This window comes from Bradyrhizobium sp. JHI2711 (assembly GCF_056156565.1).
The window spans coordinates 841697-857419 of the sequence record NZ_JBPZPT010000001.1 but is presented as its reverse complement, the minus strand read 5'-3'; the positions used below and the strand labels follow the sequence as shown (position 1 = coordinate 857419).

Here is a 15723-nt window from a genome sequence, read left to right as displayed (position 1 = left end):
ATTCTGTTCGCCCGTCGCCGCCGCCGCAGCTTAGCGGTTTGGGCGGTCGATCGCGTTTGAGATCATCGTCTTTGCCGCTGGACCCGATCCGCGGCATCCTCTCTCCTGTCAGCGCGATCTGATCCGGCGGCCGCCTTAGGAGGCCCAGCAGGAGACCACGATGTACACGCCACCCTTTTTCAAGCAGGACCGCGCCACGAGCCTGAAATTCGCCGAGGAGCGCGGCTTCGGCACGATGTGCGCCTTCGACGGGAAGCGGCCGATCGCCTCGCCGTTGCCGTTCTATTTGACCTATGCCGCAGACGGCACGCCGCAGGCTGCCTTTCATCTCGCCCGTCACAATCCACTGCTAAAGCTGGCGGGCGGCGAGGCGTCGTGGCTGCTCGCGGTCAACGGCCCGGATGCCTATGTATCGCCGGACTGGTACGTCTCGCCGGATCAGGTTCCGACCTGGCTCTACCAGTCGGTGCATCTGAGCGGGCCGGTTCGGCTGTTGTCGGATGACGAGCTGGCGGTGCAGCTCGAGACGCTCAGCGCCAAATTCGAGAGCTGGCTGTTGCCGAAAAAGCCGTGGACGTCGGCCAAGATGACGGCGGGTCGGCTGGAGACGATGAAGAAAGGGATCGTTGGGCTGGTCATGACCGTTGAGGAGGTCGAAGGCAGCTTCAAGCTGAACCAGCACAAGTCGGAGGCCGATTATGCAGCGATCGCGAATGCGCTTGACGGCGGCGATGCCGATGCCAAGCGGATCTCACAATTGATGCGGCGGGCAAGGCCGCAGGTTTTCGCAGACGACACGAACATGCTCGAAGGGAGCGCATCATGAGCCTCGCTGACACCACCAAAGCTCCGGCCACCAGCGCGGCAAAGAAGCCGGCCACCGTCTTCGTCGATGGCGGTTCCGGTACCACCGGCCTCGGCATCAATGAGCGGCTGAAGCTCCAAAGCGACGTCGCGGTGAAGACCATTGCCGACGACAAGCGCAAGGATCCCGCGGCCAAGAAGGCGCTGATGGAGGAGGTGGATCTCGTCATCCTCTGCCTTCCTGACGATGCCGCCAAGGAAACCGTTGCCCTGGTCGACGGCATGGGGGCTCACGCGCCGAAGGTGCTGGATGCCTCGACCGCCTACCGGGTCGCGCCGGACTGGGCTTACGGCTTTGCGGAGCTGACGCCGGACCAGGCCGGCAAGATCAAGGCCGCGAAGAAGGTCTCCAATCCCGGCTGCTATCCGACCGGCGCGATCGCGCTGCTGCGGCCGATCGTCGATGCCGGCCTGCTGCCGCCTGATTATCCCGTCACCGTCAACGCGGTGAGCGGCTATTCCGGCGGTGGCAAGTCGATGATCGCAAGCTTCGAGGATGGCAGCGCCCCGTCCTTCGAGCTCTACGGCCTCGGCTTCGAGCACAAGCATCTGCCGGAGATGCAGCTCTATTCGAACCTGACGCGGCGGCCGATCTTCATTCCCTCGGTCGGCAACTACCGGCAGGGCATGCTGGTCTCGGTGCCGCTCCAGCTCGACACGCTGCCGGGCAAGCCCGGCGGCGCCGACCTGCAAGCCGCGATGGCAAAGCGTTACGCCGGCTCGAAATACGTCAAGGTGATGCCGCTGCAGAACGAGGCGAGCAAGGGCGGCCGGCTCGAGCCGGAGGCGCTCAACGAGACCAACATGCTCGAGCTCTACGTCTTCGCCAGCGACAAATATCACCAGGCGCTATTGGTCGCCCGGCTCGACAATCTCGGCAAGGGGGCATCCGGCGCAGCCGTGCAGAACATGCGGCTGATGCTCGGCCTGCCGGAGGAGTGAGGCAGGCCTCTATCCTCCGTCATTGCGAGCGAAGCGAAGCAATCCAGAGCTTCCACCGCGGAAATAGTCTGGATTGCTTCGTCGCAAGGGCTCCTCGCAATGACGTGGAAAGTGCTTCAAACCAATCCGAAGATCGCCAGCACCAGCACGGCCTGGGCGAAGAAGCCGACGGTGAAGGCGAGGGTGCGGAACACCGGAATTCCGAGCGCATAAACGATGATGTGCGCGATGCGCGACCAGAAATAGACGGCGCAGGCGAGCACCGTCCATTTCGTGGAATAGTCGATCGCGTTCAGGATCAGCACCAGCGGGGCGAAGATGACGAGGTTCTCGACCGCGTTGTCATGGGCGAACATCAGCCGGTTGGCCCACTCCGCCTGCGGCTTGTCGCCGCGCGAGGGGTTGGCCATGGCACCGCTCAAACCGCGAACCTGGCAGCGGTTGATGATGTAGGGAACCCACAGAACGCCCGTCAGGATCACCGTCAGTGTCAGCCAGAACAATTCGCGTGTCATAGTGCCGGTCCCCTGAGTCGTCGCTGGATTGAGGCTAGAGCATGATCCGGAAAAGTGAGTAGCGGTTTTCCGAAAAGATCATGCTCAAACAATTAGTCTATACGAAAGCCCGCCGGATTCCGCTATGCGCGAACTCTGACATAGCTGCCGGGCGCGTCCTCGATCGGCGGGAATGCTTCGCTGCCGACCGCACGCGCCGGGACTTCCTCGGGATCGAGCCCGCCCAGCCACTCCCGCCAGTCCGGCCACCACGAGCCCTTGTGCTCCACGGCGTCTTTCATCCACTGCGCGACGTTGACGTTCTTGATGTTGTCGTTGGTCCAATACTGGTACTTGTTCGCGGCCGGCGGATTGACCACGCCGGCGATGTGGCCCGAGCCGGACAAGACGTACTTCACCGGGCCGCCGAAGAACTGCGAGCCGTAGAGCACCGATTCCGCGGGCGCGATGTGGTCCTCGCGGGTGGCGAGATTGTAGACCGGCACCTTCACCTTGGAGAGATCGAGCAGGGTGTTGTCGAGCGCCATCGTGCCGGTGGAGAGCCGGTTCTCCAGGTAGCAATTGCGCAGGTAATAGGAATGGTTGGCCTGGGTCATCCGTGTCGCATCGGAGTTCCAGTGCAACAGGTCGAACGCGCTCGGCTGCTGGCCCTTTAGATAATTGCTGACCACGTAGGACCAGATCAGGTCGTTGGACCGCAGCATGTTGAAGGCCATGGCCATCTTCGAGCCTTCGAGCACACCGGCCGTCTTCATGTCCTGCTCGATCGCGGCGATCTGCTCCTCGTCGACGAACACGAGCAGATCGCCGGCATGAGTGAAGTCGACCTGGGCCGCGAAGAACGTCGCGGACGACACGCGCTGGCGGCGCTTCTCGGCGAGCCAGGCCAGCGTGGTCGCGAGCATCGTGCCGCCGACGCAATAGCCGGCGGTGTGCACCTTCATCTCGCCGGTGATCTTCTCGATCACGTCCATCGCCGTGAGTGGGCCTTCCTTCATGTAGTCTTCCCAGCCCTTGTTGCCGAGCCGCTTGTCGGGATTGACCCATGAGATCACGAAGACGGTGATGCCCTGGTCGACGCACCACTTGATGTAGGATTTCTCCGGCTTCAGATCGAGGATGTAGAACTTGTTGATCCAGGGCGGCACGATCAGGAGCGGGGTGCGCAGCACCTTCTCCGTCGTCGGCGAATACTGGATCAGCTGCATCATCTCGTTCTGGTAGATCACCTTGCCCGGCGTCGTCGCCATGTTGATGCCGACGACGAGATTGTCCGGATTGGACTGGCGGATCTTCAGCATGCCCTTGCCGGCGGCGATGTCCTCGGCCAGCATCTTCAGGCCGCGCGCGAGGTTCTCGCCGCTGGACGCCACCGTCTCGCGCAGCACTTCGGGGTTGGTCAGCACGAAGTTCGACGGGGAGAGCGCGTTGGTGACCTGCTGGACGTAGAACTCGGCCTTGCGGCGCGTGTGCGGATCGAGCCCTTCGGCGTCGCGCACCAGCTCCTGCGCCCATTTGGTCGTGAGCAGATAGAGCTGCATGACGAAGTCGAAGAACTGGTTCGACTTCCATTCCGGATCGGCAAAGCGCTTGTCGCGCGGCGAGGGCGCGATCGCGGGCTCGGCGTCCTGACCGGCCATGCGACGCACCGCCGAGCCCCACAGGTCGAGATAGTCCTTGGCAAGCTTGGTCTGGAGATCGGACGAGCGGGACGTGTCCGACAGCCAATATTCGGCGACCGACGTGAACGTCTTGACGACCTCGGCAAGCTCGGCCGGCGGGCGGTCCTGCACCTCGCCGCTCTCGCGCGGCTTGAGATAGGCGGCGAGCGCCTTGCCGCCGCTCTCCATCGCCCGCGCGACGTTCATCGCAAAGGCTTCGGCGTCGAACTTCGTCTCGGGTTTCGGCGTATCGGTCGTGGCCATACTCATGAGCAGAACAGTAACGATTCATTCCGTATTCGTCACCGCGAAGCTCGCATGTTTGACGTTAAACACTCTCGAAGATGTGTTGCACTGCGACAAATCTTCTTGGTTCCGTCACAATGGAGCCGCACGGCTCGGCTTGTTGGGCATCGGTTGTTTTCTCGCTCGCACCATTTGGGCAGCAATGGTTTGAGCTTGGGCACGGTCTTGGGTAAGCTTGCCCCGGGGCCGTGCATTGGGACGAGTAGGGGATTTCCCAAGTGTTGGCGTTGTGGGACCTGCAAAAGACGCTGCCGATCTGCGGCGCGGTGCTGATCGCGGCGCTCGCCCTGGGCGGGTGTTCGAGCCAACTCGCGGATCTGGCGCCCGCGGATGCGCCGCCGCGTACCAGGGAGCCCGGGAGCTATCTGCCCGTGCACGATCTGCCGCCGGATCGCGATCAGGCGATCATCCCGCTGGAGCAGCGCGCCAAGATCGAGGCCGAGCTCGCCGCCGCGCGCGATCGCCAGGCCGCTGCCGCCAAGGACGCCAAATAGGCCCGTGGCCGCGAGACTGCCAACGTAATCGCTGGCGCCTCCGCTTTGCCGTGCTAAAAGACCTCGGTTCAGCCTGGAGTCAGGGCGAACGACTTCAATCTTCGTTGCCGACGATTGCTCTAAGTATTTGATTCTGAGTAATTTTCGCGATGGAGCCTGAGTGCTTTCGTGCCGGCCCTCGCGGCCTGTCGATTCTGTCCTGACCGGTTGCCCGGAGCCCAGAGAGCCATGGAAGAATTTTACCGCATTCGCCGCCTTCCGCCTTACGTGTTCGAGCAGGTCAACCGGGCCAAGGCGGCTGCGCGCAATGCCGGCGCCGACATCATCGACCTCGGCATGGGCAATCCGGACCTGCCGGCGCCGGCGCATGTGCTGGACAAGCTGAAGGAGACGCTCGGCAAGCCGCGCACCGACCGCTACTCGGCCTCGCGCGGCATCCCCGGGCTGCGCCGGGCCCAGGCCGCCTATTACGCCCGCCGCTTCGGCGTGAAGCTGAACCCCGACACCCAGGTCGTGGCGACGCTGGGTTCGAAGGAAGGTTTCGCCAATGTGGCGCAGGCGATCACCGCGCCGGGCGACGTCATCCTCTGTCCGAACCCGAGCTACCCGATTCACGCCTTCGGTTTCTTGATGGCGGGCGGCGTCATCCGCTCGGTGCCTTCGGAGCCGACGCCGCAATTCTTCGAGGCGGCGGAGCGGGCGATCGTGCATTCGATCCCCAAGCCGCTCGCGCTCGTCGTCTGCTATCCCTCGAACCCGACCGCCTATGTCGCGAGCCTCGACTTCTACAAGGACCTCGTCGCCTTCGCGAAGAAGCACGAGATCCTGATCCTGTCCGATCTCGCTTATGCCGAGGTCTATTTCGACGAGAGCAACCCGCCGCCCTCGGTGCTGGAGGTGCCGGGCGCGATGGACTGCACCGTCGAGTTCACCTCGATGTCGAAGACCTATTCGATGGCCGGCTGGCGCATGGGCTTTGCAGTCGGCAATGAGCGCGTGATCGCCGCGCTCGCCCGCGTCAAATCCTATCTCGATTACGGCGCCTTCACGCCGGTGCAGGTCGCGGCGACCGCCGCGCTGAACGGCCCCGACGATTGCATCAAGGAGATGCGCGACACCTACCGCAAGCGCCGCGACGCGCTGGTGGAATCGTTCGGCCGGGCGGGGTGGGAAATCCCGGCGCCGGAGGCCTCGATGTTCGCCTGGGTGCCGCTGCCGGAAGCCTTCCGCAGCGTCGGCAGCATGCAGTTCGCGACCCTGTTGGTGGAGAAATCCGGCGTCGCGGTCTCGCCCGGCGTCGGCTTCGGCGAGCATGGTGAAGGATATGTCCGCATCGCCATGGTGGAAAACGAGCAACGGATCAGGCAGGCCGCGCGCGGCGTCCGCCGCTTCCTTGAAAGCGGCATCGAAACGTTGCACAACGTGGTTCCTCTCGCCAATCGGCGGTAATTCTCTTCTGCAGGTTTTCTGAAGTATCATGGTCGCACCGCTGAAAGTGGGCATAGCGGGGCTCGGCACCGTGGGTGCCGAGGTTATCCGTTTGATCGAAACACAGGCGCGCGTGCTCGCAGGGCGCAGCGGCCGGGGCATCCGCGTGGTTGCGGTCACAGCGCGTTCGAAGGCGAAGAAACGCGGCATCGACCTGCGCGGCTTCGATTGGGCGAAGGACCCGATCGCGCTCGCCACGCATCCGGAGGTCGATTGCTTCGTCGAGCTGATGGGTGGCGCCGGCGATCCCGCGCTGTCGGCGGTGGACGCTGCGCTCGGTGCCGGCAAGTCGGTCGTCACAGCAAACAAGGCGCTGCTCGCCAAGCACGGCCTCAAGCTGGCCAAGGCGGCTGAAAAGCACGGCGGTGCGCTGAATTTCGAGGCAGCGGTCGGCGCCGCGATCCCCGTCATCAAGACGTTGCGCGAAGGGCTTGCCGGAACCGGCGTCAACCGCGTCTACGGCATCCTCAACGGCACCTGCAATTACATCCTGACCCGGATGGAGCAGGAGGGCCTGTCCTTCGCCGAATGCCTCAAGGATGCCCAGCGGCTCGGCTATGCCGAGGCCAATCCGTCCTTCGACGTCGACGGCCACGATACCGCGCAGAAGCTCGCCATTCTCGCCAGCCTCGCTTTCGGCACGAAAGTTGCTCAAAGTGCGGTGTATGTCGAAGGCATCTCCTCCATCGCGCCGGAAGATCTTCGCGCCGCCGACGATCTCGGTTATCGGCTCAAACTGCTCGGCGTTGCCGTTCGCACCGCCAAGGGCATCGAGCAGCGCGTGCATCCGACCATGGTGCCGAAATCCTCCTCGATCGCGCAGGTGATGGGTGTCACCAATGCGGTCACGATCGATGGCGAAGGCATTCCGCCGATCACGCTGGTCGGCCCCGGCGCGGGCGGTGCCGCGACCGCATCCGCCGTCGTCGCCGACATCGCCGACGTCGCGCGCGGCATCCGCGCCAATCCGTTCGGCCGGCCGATCGGGCAGCTGCGCGACACCAAGAAGGCGCCGATGGAGCGCCACGAGGGCGGCTATTACATTCGCCTGCTCGCCCGCGATTTCCCCGGCACTGCGGCCGCGATCGCGACGCGGCTTGCCGAGCAGAAGATTTCGATCGAGTCGATCGTGCAGCGTCATCCCAATGGCGGCGCTGCGCCCACTGACGGCAAGGCTGTCCCGGTGCCCGTCATCCTGATCACCTATGCCACTCACGAGGATGCCGTGCGCCGTGCGCTCGCCGCCGTGCAGAAGGACAAGGTGATCAGCGGACGGCCGCAGGTGATCCGGATCGAGAAGAACTAGAGCATGACCTCGGAAAAGTGTGAGCGGTTTTCCGGTAAGGTCATGCTCAAGCCATAAGGCGGTCGTTCGTTCGAACGAACACCGGGCGTTGTGAGTTGATGCGGGCGGAGATTTCCGTCCCAAACGTTTCGAAGGAGTAAGCCGATGTCGACCCATATTGAAGTCCCCCCGCACGCCTTGCTCGAGCGCATTCTCACGCTGGAGATCGTGCGGGTGACGGAGCGGGCGGCGGTGTCGTCGGCGCGGTTGCGCGGCCACGGCAACGAGAAGGCGGCCGACCAGGCCGCCGTCGACGCCATGAGGCGCGAGCTCAACAAGCTGCCGATCCAGGGCACCATCGTGATCGGCGAGGGCGAACGCGACGAGGCGCCGATGCTCTATATCGGCGAGCAGGTCGGCCTCAAGGCAGGTCCCGAGGTCGATATCGCGGTCGACCCGCTCGAAGGCACCACGCTGTGCGCCAAGAACATGCCGGGCTCGATCGCCACCATGGCGATGGCTGACGGCGGCACGCTGCTGCACGCCCCCGACGTCTACATGCAGAAGCTCGCGATCGGCCCCGGCTACGACAAGGGCGTCGTCGATCTCGATGCCTCGCCGGCCGACAATGTCCGTCGCCTCGCCAAGGCCAAGGGCGTGAAGCCCGAGGGCATCACCGTTCTCGTGCTCGACCGTCCGCGCCACGCCGACATCATATCGAGCGTGCGCTCGACCGGTGCGGCCGTACGCCTGATCACCGACGGCGACGTCGCCGGCGTCATCCATTGCGCCGACCCCGACAACACCGGCGTCGACATGTATCTCGGCACCGGCGGTGCACCGGAAGGCGTGCTCGCCGCCGTGGCGCTGCGCTGCATCGGCGGCCAGATGCAGTGCCGCCTCATCCTCGATTCCGAGGAGAAGCGCGAGCGCGCCGCCAAGATGGGCGTCAACGATCCCAAGATGATCTACGGCATCGAGGACATGGCACGCGGCGACTGCCTGTTCGCCGCCACCGGCGTCACCACGGGCTCGCTGCTGTCGGGCGTCAAGTTCCGCAAGGACGGCGTGATCGAGACCGAGACGGTGGTGATGCGCTCCGTCACCGGCACCGTGCGCTACATCAAGGCCGAGCACCGCGAGCTGGCGAAGTTCCATCTGGATTGATCCAGGCAACAGCAACTGCCGTCATTCCGGGGCGACGGGACCGCGCGAAGCGAGCGGCCCGGAGAGCCCGGAATCCATCGGGCGGCAGACTCCGACGCGAAATGGATTCCGGGCTCGATGCTGCGCATCGCCCCGGAATGACAACAAGAACAATCCGAGGAAGCGCCCATGCCCGATCTCTCCGTCGTCAAAGCCCTCGTCTTCGACGTATTCGGCACGGTCGTCGACTGGCGCACCAGCCTGATCACCGACTTCATGTGGTGGGGAAAGCAGCGCGGCATCAGCGCGGATTGGACCGCGCTGGTCGACGGCTGGCGCGGCATGTACATGGCCTCGATGGACGACGTGCGCCAACATCCCGAGCGCGGCTACGTCATGCTCGATGACCTGCACCGCCGCTCGCTGGAGCAGCTGGTCGATCAATTCGCGATCAAGGGCCTCACCGACGCCGATCTCGATTACCTCACCAAAGGCTGGCACCGCCTGCATCCCTGGCCCGACAGCGTCACCGGCTTGACGCGGCTGAAATCTAAGTTCGTGATCTCGCCGCTCTCGAACGGCAACGTCGCGCTGCTCACCAACATGGCGAAGTTCGCCGGCCTGCCGTGGGACCTCATTATGTCGGCCGAGCTGTTCGAGCACTACAAGCCCGATCCGGAAACCTATCTCGGCGCAGCAAAGCTGCTCTGCCTCAAGCCGGAAGAGGTGATGATGGTCGCGGCCCACAATGGCGATCTCGCTGCCGCCCAGAAGAACGGATTGAAGACCGCCTTCGTGGCGCGGCCGACCGAATACGGCCCGCTTCAGAAGGTCGATTTCGAAGCAACCGGCAAGTGGGACATCGTCGCGAAGGATTTTGGCGGCATCGCCGATAGGCTCGGCTGTTAGGTGGGCAAGGGGATTCCCGAGCCGTATCAGCATCTGCGAACCTTCGCGTTCGGCGACAGTCCCGCGCTGGCCGACGAACTAGTCGAGCTCGTCGCCAAGGGCATCAAGACCGCGACGTGCAGCACCGAGGACGAGCCGAACACCTCTACGCCCGGTGAGCGCTGGGTCGTGCTCGACGGGCGAGGAGAGCCGCGCTGCGTCATCGAAACCATCGAGGTGACATACCGGCGCTTCAACGAGGTCGATGCAGCCTTTGCACATGACGAGGGAGAAGGCGACCGGAGCCTGGCTCATTGGCGCCGTGCCCATCAATCCTATTTCGGCAGGCTCGGGCGCTATAGCGACGACATGATGCTGATGTGCGAGCGTTTTCGCCTGGTCGAGGTCTTCGGCGATGCCGAGACCGATCGATAGCTACGAAGCCGCGATCGGCAGTTCGGGATTGCTCGACGAGCTGCGGGAGTTCGATCCACGCGTGGTCGGGACGCTGCCCTTGGGGCTCGCGACGACGACGAGTGACATCGATGTCGTCTGCCACGTTCTCGACGCGGCAGCTTTCGCCGAAGTGGTCTGGCGACGATACCGCTCGTGTGACGGGTTTGCGCTCTATCAATGGTGCTCCCGCCGACGGCCGGTGGTCGCCCGCTTCGAGTGGGACGGCTGGCCGTTCGAGCTGTTCGGCGATCCCAGGCCGGTCGATCAGCAGGAAGGCTGGCTGCACTTCGAAATCGAGCGGAGATTGCTCGCGCTCGACGACGGGCGTCTGCGCAAAGCCGTGGCCGACCATAGGGCGCGCGGGATGAAGACCGAGCCCGCGTTTGCCGCCGCGCTCGGCATTGCCGGGGACCCGTATTCCGCATTGCTTGCATTGGGCCGTGAGAGCGACGCCCAGCTGCGGGCCCGCCTGGAGTGCCTGTAAGGTTCGCCGCGTGGGACCGCACAGATCCGGGCGGCTCGCGCCGCCCGGATCTGAACTGACGGCTACAACGTCATCTGCATCGGTTGCGGATAGTAGCGGAAACCATCTCCGGCTTTGGCGACATGGCCATAGCCTGGCCAGGCGAAGTGATAGGACATCACCGGGATCTTGTTGGCGGCCAGCATCGTCAGCAGCTTGACGCGCGACTCCGCCGCCTGCTTCGGGTCGGAATCGTAGGAGAACTCCATCCGTGGCTTCTCCAGCAGCAGCACCGAATGGTGCGAGAGATCGCCGAGGAAGGCGAACGACTTGCCGGCCGACGTCACCATGAAGATGGTGTGGCCGACGGTGTGGCCGGGGGCCGCGATCGCCTGCACGCCGGGCAGGAATTCCTCGCCATCCCTGAAGAATTTGATCCGATCCCGGACCGGCAGCAGGTTCTTGCGGGCGTGGATGACGAAATCCTTGGCCGCGCTGCCGAGCTTGCCTTCGTCGGTCCAGAAGTCGAAATCGCTCTGGGCAATGTAGACTTGCGCGTTGGGGAACAGCGGCTTGCCGCCCTCGTCGACGATGCCGCCGATATGATCGATATGGGCATGCGAGCACACGACGGCATCGATGTCGCCCGGCTTGATGCCGGCCTCCGTCATGCTCTTCTGCTGCCGTCCGGTGCTGGCGCCGAACATCTTCGATGAGCCCATGCCCGTGTCGAACAGGATGAGCTTGTCACCGGTGTTCACGATCGGAGAGTTCTGTTCGAGCACGACATTGTCCGGCGACAGGAAATTGTCGGTCAGCATCTTCTTGACCTCTTCCTTGGGAACGCCGGTGAAGGTCCCGGAGGGATCGCCGAGCGGAAGCGGTCCGTCGGATACCACGGTCACCTCGGCATCGCCGAGAATGAAGCGGTGCCAGTAGGGCGTCTGGGTGCCGAGCTTGGGCGCCCGCGCCATCGCGCTGCTGCCGAGCATGGCGCTGGCGCCGAGACCGGCCCCGAGTGCGAGTAGGGACCGACGCGAGACATCGAATGTCATTCTTTTCCTCCGCTTTCGTCTTTTGTTTTGCGCAATCGTTGGCGCGGTAAGCGGCCGCCTGATCGGCCACGTGGCCGGAGGGCGGCGGAAAGCATGCTGCGCCGGTTGCGACAAGCTAGCAAGTGGAATTACCCGGTACGGCACGCTGAACGAGAACGATAGCCGGAGCGCGAAAGCGACGTGCAAAGGCAGGCTGCGCCAAGGCGCGGAATTGCGCTTTACGCAATTCTCAACGTGACGTCATTGCCTTCCGTCTCGGCAAAGCCCGCCTGCAGCACCTCTTCGCGCTTGTGACGCAGATGCGCACGCAGGATGTGGGCGAGCCCGACACCGTCGCGGCGCTGAAGCGCGTTCAGGATTGCCTCGTGCTCCTTCACGGCGAGCGCCCAGCGCTGCGCCGTCATCGGCGTGACATAGCGCGCGCGCCGGATGCGCGCGGTCACCGAGGCGTAAAGCCCGGCGAGCACAGGATTTCCCGCTGCGGTCACGATGGCTTCGTGAATGGCGCGATTGCCACGGTAGTACTGGATCAGTTCGCGCTCGCGATAATGCTGCACCATGTCCGCATGTGCGGCGGCGATCGCATCGATCTCGGCGTCGCTGATGCGCTCGCAGGCGAGTTCGCCCGCGAGAGCCTCCAAGCCCTGGCAGACCTCGAACAGGTCGCGCATGTCCTTGTCGGTCAGCTTTGCTGCCCGCGAGCCGCGATGCGGCAGCAACTGCACGAGCCCTTCCGCCGCCAGCACCTTGAGCGCCTCGCGCAGCGGCGTCCGCGAGATCTCGAGCCGCTCGCACAGCTCGCGCTCGGGAATCCGCGCGCCCGGCGGGATTTCGCCGTCGAGCAGGATGGCGCGGATGCGGTTGACGACCTCGTCGTGAAGCATGGCTCTGAGCTCAGTTTTGAATGCAAAACTGAACTTATACGCCCATATGGCCAAGTTCCAGCTTGAAAATCCAAAGTTTTGCATTCAAAAATGCAAAAACAGAAAGGTATGAGGAAATGGACCTGCAAGTGGCGGCAGAAGACCTCGTGTTCGAGCGCGACGGCGGCATCGGGCGGATCACCTTCAACCGTCCGCAGGCCCGCAATGCCTTCACGTTCGCCATGTACGAGCGGCTTGCCGCGATCTGCGAGGAGGCCAACCGCGACCATGACATCAAGGTGTTGGTGCTGCGGGGGGCCGGCGACAAGGCCTTCGCCTCGGGCACCGACATCAATCAGTTTCGCGAATTCAGGACGCCGCAGGACGCCATCGACTACGAGAACCGTATCGACCGCGTTCTGACCACACTCGAGCAATGCCGGGTCCCCACGATCGCGGCGATCAACGGGTTCTGTACCGGCGGCGGGGCGGGCATTGCCGCGGCCTGCGACCTCCGCATCGGCACAAAAGCTGCGAAGATCGGATTCCCCATCGCCAGGACGCTCGGCAATTGCCTGTCGATGTCCAATGTCAGCCGTCTCACCGCGCTGATCGGCGCCGCGCGCGTCAAGGATCTCATCTTCACTGCGCGCCTCGTCGACGCCGCGGAAGCCGCAAGTGTCGGGCTGCTCGGTGAGGTCGTCGACGATCTCGCCGCCCTTGAACGACGCGCCGACGAGGTGGCCCGGCTCGTCGCGAGCCATGCGCCGCTGACGCTGAACGCGACCAAGCAGGCTGTCAGCCGTCTGCAGCGCCGGCTGACGCAGGACGAGGGCGAAGACCTCATCCTGATGTGCTACACGAGCCAGGATTTTCGCGAAGGGCTCGATGCTTTCCTCAACAAGCGCGCGCCGCAATGGCGCGGCCAATAGGACGAGCCGATGCAAAGCGATCCATCGCAATCCACCTCTCGCCGTTCCGGACCGCTGGCCGGTCTCAAGGTCATCGACCTCACCCATGTCATGGCAGGTCCGACCTGCACCTTGATGCTCGCCGACATGGGCGCCGACGTCATCAAGATCGAGAAATGGCCGAACGGCGACGACACCCGCCATTCGGTGCCGCCGAAGATCGGGGACGAGGCGGCCTCCTTCCTGATGATGAACCGCAACAAGCGCGGCATCGTGCTGGACCTGAAGACCGACGGCGGCAAAGAGGTGCTGCGCCGGCTGATCGCCGATGCCGACGTGCTGGTCGAGAACTTTGCGCCGGGCGCGATGGAGCGCCTCGGCTTCGGCTATGAGGCGCTGCACGCGGAATTCCCGGCGCTGATCTATTGCTCGCTGTCGGGCTTCGGCCGCACCGGCCCCTACAAGCATCGCAGGGGGTTCGATCTCGTCGCGCAAGCCATGAGCGGCATCATGAGTTTTACCGGCGAGCGGCCCGACGGTCCGCCCGTCAAGTGCGGCCCGCCGCTGTCGGACATCACCGCCGGCCTGCTCGCGAGCATGGGCATCCTGGCCGCCTACACCCATCGCCTCAAGACCGGTGAAGGCCAATGGGTCGAGACCTCGCTTTATGAAGCCGCCTTGGTGCAGACCTATTGGCAGTCGACCATCGCGCTCGCCGCGGGCACCGCGCCGCGCGCGATGGGCTCGGCGCATCCGCTCAACGCGCCGTACCAGGCGTTTGAAGCCTCGGACGGCTGGCTCGTGGTCGGCGGCGCCAACAAGAAGCATTGGCTGTTGATGCTGGAAGCGCTCGGCGCGAGCGAGCTCGCCGACGATCCGCGCTTCGTCACCGGTGCCGATCGCATGGCCAACCTGAAGGAGCTCGAAGCCGTCCTCAGCGAACGCTTCCGCAAGCAATCGCGGGCGCATTGGCTCGCGGCGCTGGACGAGAAGGGCGTGCCGTGCGGCCCCGTGCACGACATGCTGGAGGCGCTGAGCGATCCGCAGACGCTGGCGCGCGAGATGGTCGTCGAGGTCGAGCACTCCACGCTCGGGTCCGTCAAGACGATCGGGCTTCCCATCAAGTTTTCGGAGACCCCGGGCAAAGTGCGATCAGGCGCACCGGTCTATGGAGAGCACACGAAAGAGGTTCTGGCCGAGCATGGGTTCGACCAGTCACGAATCGAAGCGCTCGAAAAAGAAGGCGCAATTGTCTCGGCCCTGGAAAGACGCGAGGAACACGTCGCCTGACCGGACGTCGATACGACAACAACAAAAGACAAAAAATCAGCTGGAGGAAATCATGGGTCGGACGTCAACATTTCTGCTCTCCGCAGCCGCAGCCGTGCTCGCCGGCACCATGCCGGCGCTCAGCGCCTGGCAACCGCAAAAGCCGATCGAGTTCGTGGCCACCGCCGGCCCCGGCGGCGGCACCGACAATCTCGCGCGCGCGGTGCAGAACATCATCACCAAGCACAAGCTGATCGAGCAGCCGATCGTCGTCGTCAACAAGAGCGGCGGCAGCGGCGCCGAAGGCTATGTCTACGGCAAGGCCTCCGCCGGCGATCCCTACAAGGTGATCTTCGGCACCTCGAATGCCTGGCAGCAGCCGCTCGTCTCCAAGGTCGCCTTCAACTACACCGATCTCACGCCGATCGCGGCGATGGCGCAGGACGAGTTCCTGCTCTGGGTCAAGCAGGACGCACCGTACAAGACCGCGGGCGATTATCTGAAGGCGGCCGCAGCGGGCGAATTCAAGATGGGCGGCGCGCAGTCCAAGGACACCGACGAGGTGCTGACGCGCATGATCGAGAAGGCCGGCAAGGTCAAGCTGACCTATATCCCGTTCAAGAGCGGCGCCGAGACCGCCGTGCAGCTCGCCGGCGGACACCTCGATTCCCACGTCAACAACCCCAGCGAAAGCCTCGGGCAATGGCGCGGCAGCACGCAGCGCCCGCTCTGCGTGTTCAGCCCGAAGCGGCTGCCGCAGGGGCCGAAGGTCACCGCGACGGAAGGCTGGGGCGACGTTCCAACCTGCGTCGAGCAGGGCCTCGACATCGACCAATATGAGCAGCCGCGTACCGTGTGGCTGCCCGGCAAGGTCACGCCGGAGCAGGCCGCGTTCTATGTCGACCTCATGAAGAAGGTGCAGGCGACGCCGGAGTGGAAGGACTACATCGAGAAGACCTCCCAGGTCGACACGTTCCTCACCGGTGCCGAGCTCGAAAAATTCATCAAGGAGGACCTCGAGCGCATCAAGCAGGTCGCGGGCGAGCAGGGCTGGCTGGTCAAGTGAGGCCGAGGATGCGCTTCGATCGCGCCGTCACCTGCAGCCGTAGTCCTCATC

16 protein-coding genes are annotated in these 15723 nt (G+C 64.3%); 12 read left to right on the top strand and 4 right to left on the bottom strand.

Going from position 1 to position 15723, the window contains the following annotated elements; all coding sequences use genetic code 11:
- The first annotated feature begins 160 nt into the window (after nt 1-160).
- Nucleotides 161-826, top strand: coding sequence for an FMN-binding negative transcriptional regulator (locus ACTEK7_RS04125; protein WP_225146751.1), 666 nt, complete (start codon nt 161-163; stop codon nt 824-826).
- Nucleotides 823-1806, top strand: a complete 984-nt coding sequence (gene argC / locus ACTEK7_RS04120; protein ID WP_036022938.1) for an N-acetyl-gamma-glutamyl-phosphate reductase — start codon at nt 823-825, stop codon at nt 1804-1806. The genes ACTEK7_RS04125 and argC overlap by 4 nt, the downstream gene beginning before the upstream one ends.
- A 116-nt stretch (nt 1807-1922) precedes the next feature.
- Here argC and ACTEK7_RS04115 read toward each other — a convergent pair whose 3' ends face one another.
- Together ACTEK7_RS04115 and ACTEK7_RS04110 are read right to left on the bottom strand one after the other, a co-directional pair.
- Complete coding sequence (locus tag ACTEK7_RS04115) at nt 1923-2321, bottom strand: MAPEG family protein (RefSeq protein ID WP_225146752.1); 399 nt, start codon at nt 2319-2321, stop codon at nt 1923-1925.
- Nucleotides 2322-2443: 122 nt separating this feature from the next.
- The gene (locus ACTEK7_RS04110; RefSeq protein ID WP_225146753.1) at nt 2444-4252 is read right to left on the bottom strand and encodes a PHA/PHB synthase family protein; all 1809 of its coding nucleotides are present in this window, start codon (nt 4250-4252) and stop codon (nt 2444-2446) included.
- Nucleotides 4253-4506: 254 nt separating this feature from the next.
- On the opposite strand from ACTEK7_RS04110, the gene ACTEK7_RS04105 reads away from it, so the two are divergent.
- The 7 genes from ACTEK7_RS04105 (at nt 4507) to ACTEK7_RS04075 (ending at nt 10529) form a co-directional block, all read left to right on the top strand.
- The gene (locus ACTEK7_RS04105) at nt 4507-4782 is read left to right on the top strand and encodes a hypothetical protein (RefSeq protein ID WP_035999913.1); all 276 of its coding nucleotides are present in this window, start codon (nt 4507-4509) and stop codon (nt 4780-4782) included.
- A 228-nt stretch (nt 4783-5010) separates the two neighbouring features.
- On the top strand, nt 5011-6231 hold the full coding sequence (locus tag ACTEK7_RS04100) for an LL-diaminopimelate aminotransferase (protein WP_035999902.1): 1221 nt from the start codon (nt 5011-5013) through the stop codon (nt 6229-6231).
- A gap of 28 nt (nt 6232-6259) precedes the next feature.
- Nucleotides 6260-7576, top strand: a complete 1317-nt coding sequence (locus tag ACTEK7_RS04095; protein ID WP_036022941.1) for a homoserine dehydrogenase — start codon at nt 6260-6262, stop codon at nt 7574-7576.
- Between the two features lie 144 nt (nt 7577-7720).
- Nucleotides 7721-8722 (top strand): class II fructose-bisphosphatase, encoded by a 1002-nt coding sequence (gene glpX / locus ACTEK7_RS04090; protein ID WP_036022942.1) that lies wholly within the window; start codon nt 7721-7723, stop codon nt 8720-8722.
- Nucleotides 8723-8890: 168 nt separating this feature from the next.
- Entirely contained in the window at nt 8891-9610 is a 720-nt protein-coding gene (locus ACTEK7_RS04085; RefSeq protein ID WP_225136022.1) for a haloacid dehalogenase type II, read from the top strand.
- The gene (locus ACTEK7_RS04080; protein ID WP_225136024.1) at nt 9611-10024 is read left to right on the top strand and encodes an ASCH domain-containing protein; all 414 of its coding nucleotides are present in this window, start codon (nt 9611-9613) and stop codon (nt 10022-10024) included.
- Nucleotides 10005-10529, top strand: a complete 525-nt coding sequence (locus tag ACTEK7_RS04075) for a DUF4269 domain-containing protein (protein ID WP_225146754.1) — start codon at nt 10005-10007, stop codon at nt 10527-10529. The genes ACTEK7_RS04080 and ACTEK7_RS04075 overlap by 20 nt, the downstream gene beginning before the upstream one ends.
- Nucleotides 10530-10591: 62 nt before the next feature.
- On the opposite strand, the gene ACTEK7_RS04070 is transcribed toward ACTEK7_RS04075, so the two are convergent.
- A complete protein-coding gene (locus ACTEK7_RS04070) occupies nt 10592-11563 on the bottom strand; it encodes an MBL fold metallo-hydrolase (protein ID WP_225146755.1) in 972 nt (323 codons plus the stop codon).
- Nucleotides 11564-11781: 218 nt separating this feature from the next.
- Nucleotides 11782-12447, bottom strand: coding sequence for a GntR family transcriptional regulator (locus ACTEK7_RS04065; protein WP_225146756.1), 666 nt, complete (start codon nt 12445-12447; stop codon nt 11782-11784).
- Nucleotides 12448-12563: 116 nt separating this feature from the next.
- Here ACTEK7_RS04065 and ACTEK7_RS04060 point away from each other — a divergent pair, with 116 nt between their 5' ends.
- Genes ACTEK7_RS04060 through ACTEK7_RS04050 form a run of 3 tightly spaced genes read left to right on the top strand, consistent with a single transcriptional unit; the run spans nt 12564 to nt 15672 of the window.
- Nucleotides 12564-13358 carry an enoyl-CoA hydratase/isomerase family protein gene (locus tag ACTEK7_RS04060; protein WP_225146757.1) on the top strand — a complete coding sequence of 265 codons (795 nt, stop codon included), beginning with the start codon at nt 12564-12566 and terminating at the stop codon, nt 13356-13358.
- A 9-nt stretch (nt 13359-13367) separates the two neighbouring features.
- Nucleotides 13368-14627, top strand: a complete 1260-nt coding sequence (locus tag ACTEK7_RS04055) for a CaiB/BaiF CoA transferase family protein (protein ID WP_225146758.1) — start codon at nt 13368-13370, stop codon at nt 14625-14627.
- Between the two features lie 52 nt (nt 14628-14679).
- Nucleotides 14680-15672, top strand: coding sequence for a tripartite tricarboxylate transporter substrate binding protein (locus ACTEK7_RS04050; RefSeq protein ID WP_225146759.1), 993 nt, complete (start codon nt 14680-14682; stop codon nt 15670-15672).
- Nucleotides 15673-15723: the final 51 nt, after the last annotated feature.

What these genes read in the sequence shown, in the direction of transcription:
- ACTEK7_RS04100 (WP_035999902.1), top strand. Translation starts at nt 5,011, where the DNA reads ATGGAAGAATTTTACCGCATTCGCCGCCTTCCGCCTTACGTGTTCGAG.
- ACTEK7_RS04095 (WP_036022941.1), top strand. Translation starts at nt 6,260, where the DNA reads ATGGTCGCACCGCTGAAAGTGGGCATAGCGGGGCTCGGCACCGTGGGT.
- ACTEK7_RS04070 (WP_225146755.1), bottom strand. Translation starts at nt 11,563, where the DNA reads ATGACATTCGATGTCTCGCGTCGGTCCCTACTCGCACTCGGGGCCGGT.
- argC (WP_036022938.1), top strand. Translation starts at nt 823, where the DNA reads ATGAGCCTCGCTGACACCACCAAAGCTCCGGCCACCAGCGCGGCAAAG.
- ACTEK7_RS04110 (WP_225146753.1), bottom strand. Translation starts at nt 4,252, where the DNA reads ATGAGTATGGCCACGACCGATACGCCGAAACCCGAGACGAAGTTCGAC.
- ACTEK7_RS04125 (WP_225146751.1), top strand. Translation starts at nt 161, where the DNA reads ATGTACACGCCACCCTTTTTCAAGCAGGACCGCGCCACGAGCCTGAAA.
- ACTEK7_RS04055 (WP_225146758.1), top strand. Translation starts at nt 13,368, where the DNA reads ATGCAAAGCGATCCATCGCAATCCACCTCTCGCCGTTCCGGACCGCTG.
- ACTEK7_RS04065 (WP_225146756.1), bottom strand. Translation starts at nt 12,447, where the DNA reads ATGCTTCACGACGAGGTCGTCAACCGCATCCGCGCCATCCTGCTCGAC.
- ACTEK7_RS04085 (WP_225136022.1), top strand. Translation starts at nt 8,891, where the DNA reads ATGCCCGATCTCTCCGTCGTCAAAGCCCTCGTCTTCGACGTATTCGGC.
- ACTEK7_RS04075 (WP_225146754.1), top strand. Translation starts at nt 10,005, where the DNA reads ATGCCGAGACCGATCGATAGCTACGAAGCCGCGATCGGCAGTTCGGGA.
- ACTEK7_RS04115 (WP_225146752.1), bottom strand. Translation starts at nt 2,321, where the DNA reads ATGACACGCGAATTGTTCTGGCTGACACTGACGGTGATCCTGACGGGC.
- ACTEK7_RS04060 (WP_225146757.1), top strand. Translation starts at nt 12,564, where the DNA reads ATGGACCTGCAAGTGGCGGCAGAAGACCTCGTGTTCGAGCGCGACGGC.
- glpX (WP_036022942.1), top strand. Translation starts at nt 7,721, where the DNA reads ATGTCGACCCATATTGAAGTCCCCCCGCACGCCTTGCTCGAGCGCATT.
- ACTEK7_RS04050 (WP_225146759.1), top strand. Translation starts at nt 14,680, where the DNA reads ATGGGTCGGACGTCAACATTTCTGCTCTCCGCAGCCGCAGCCGTGCTC.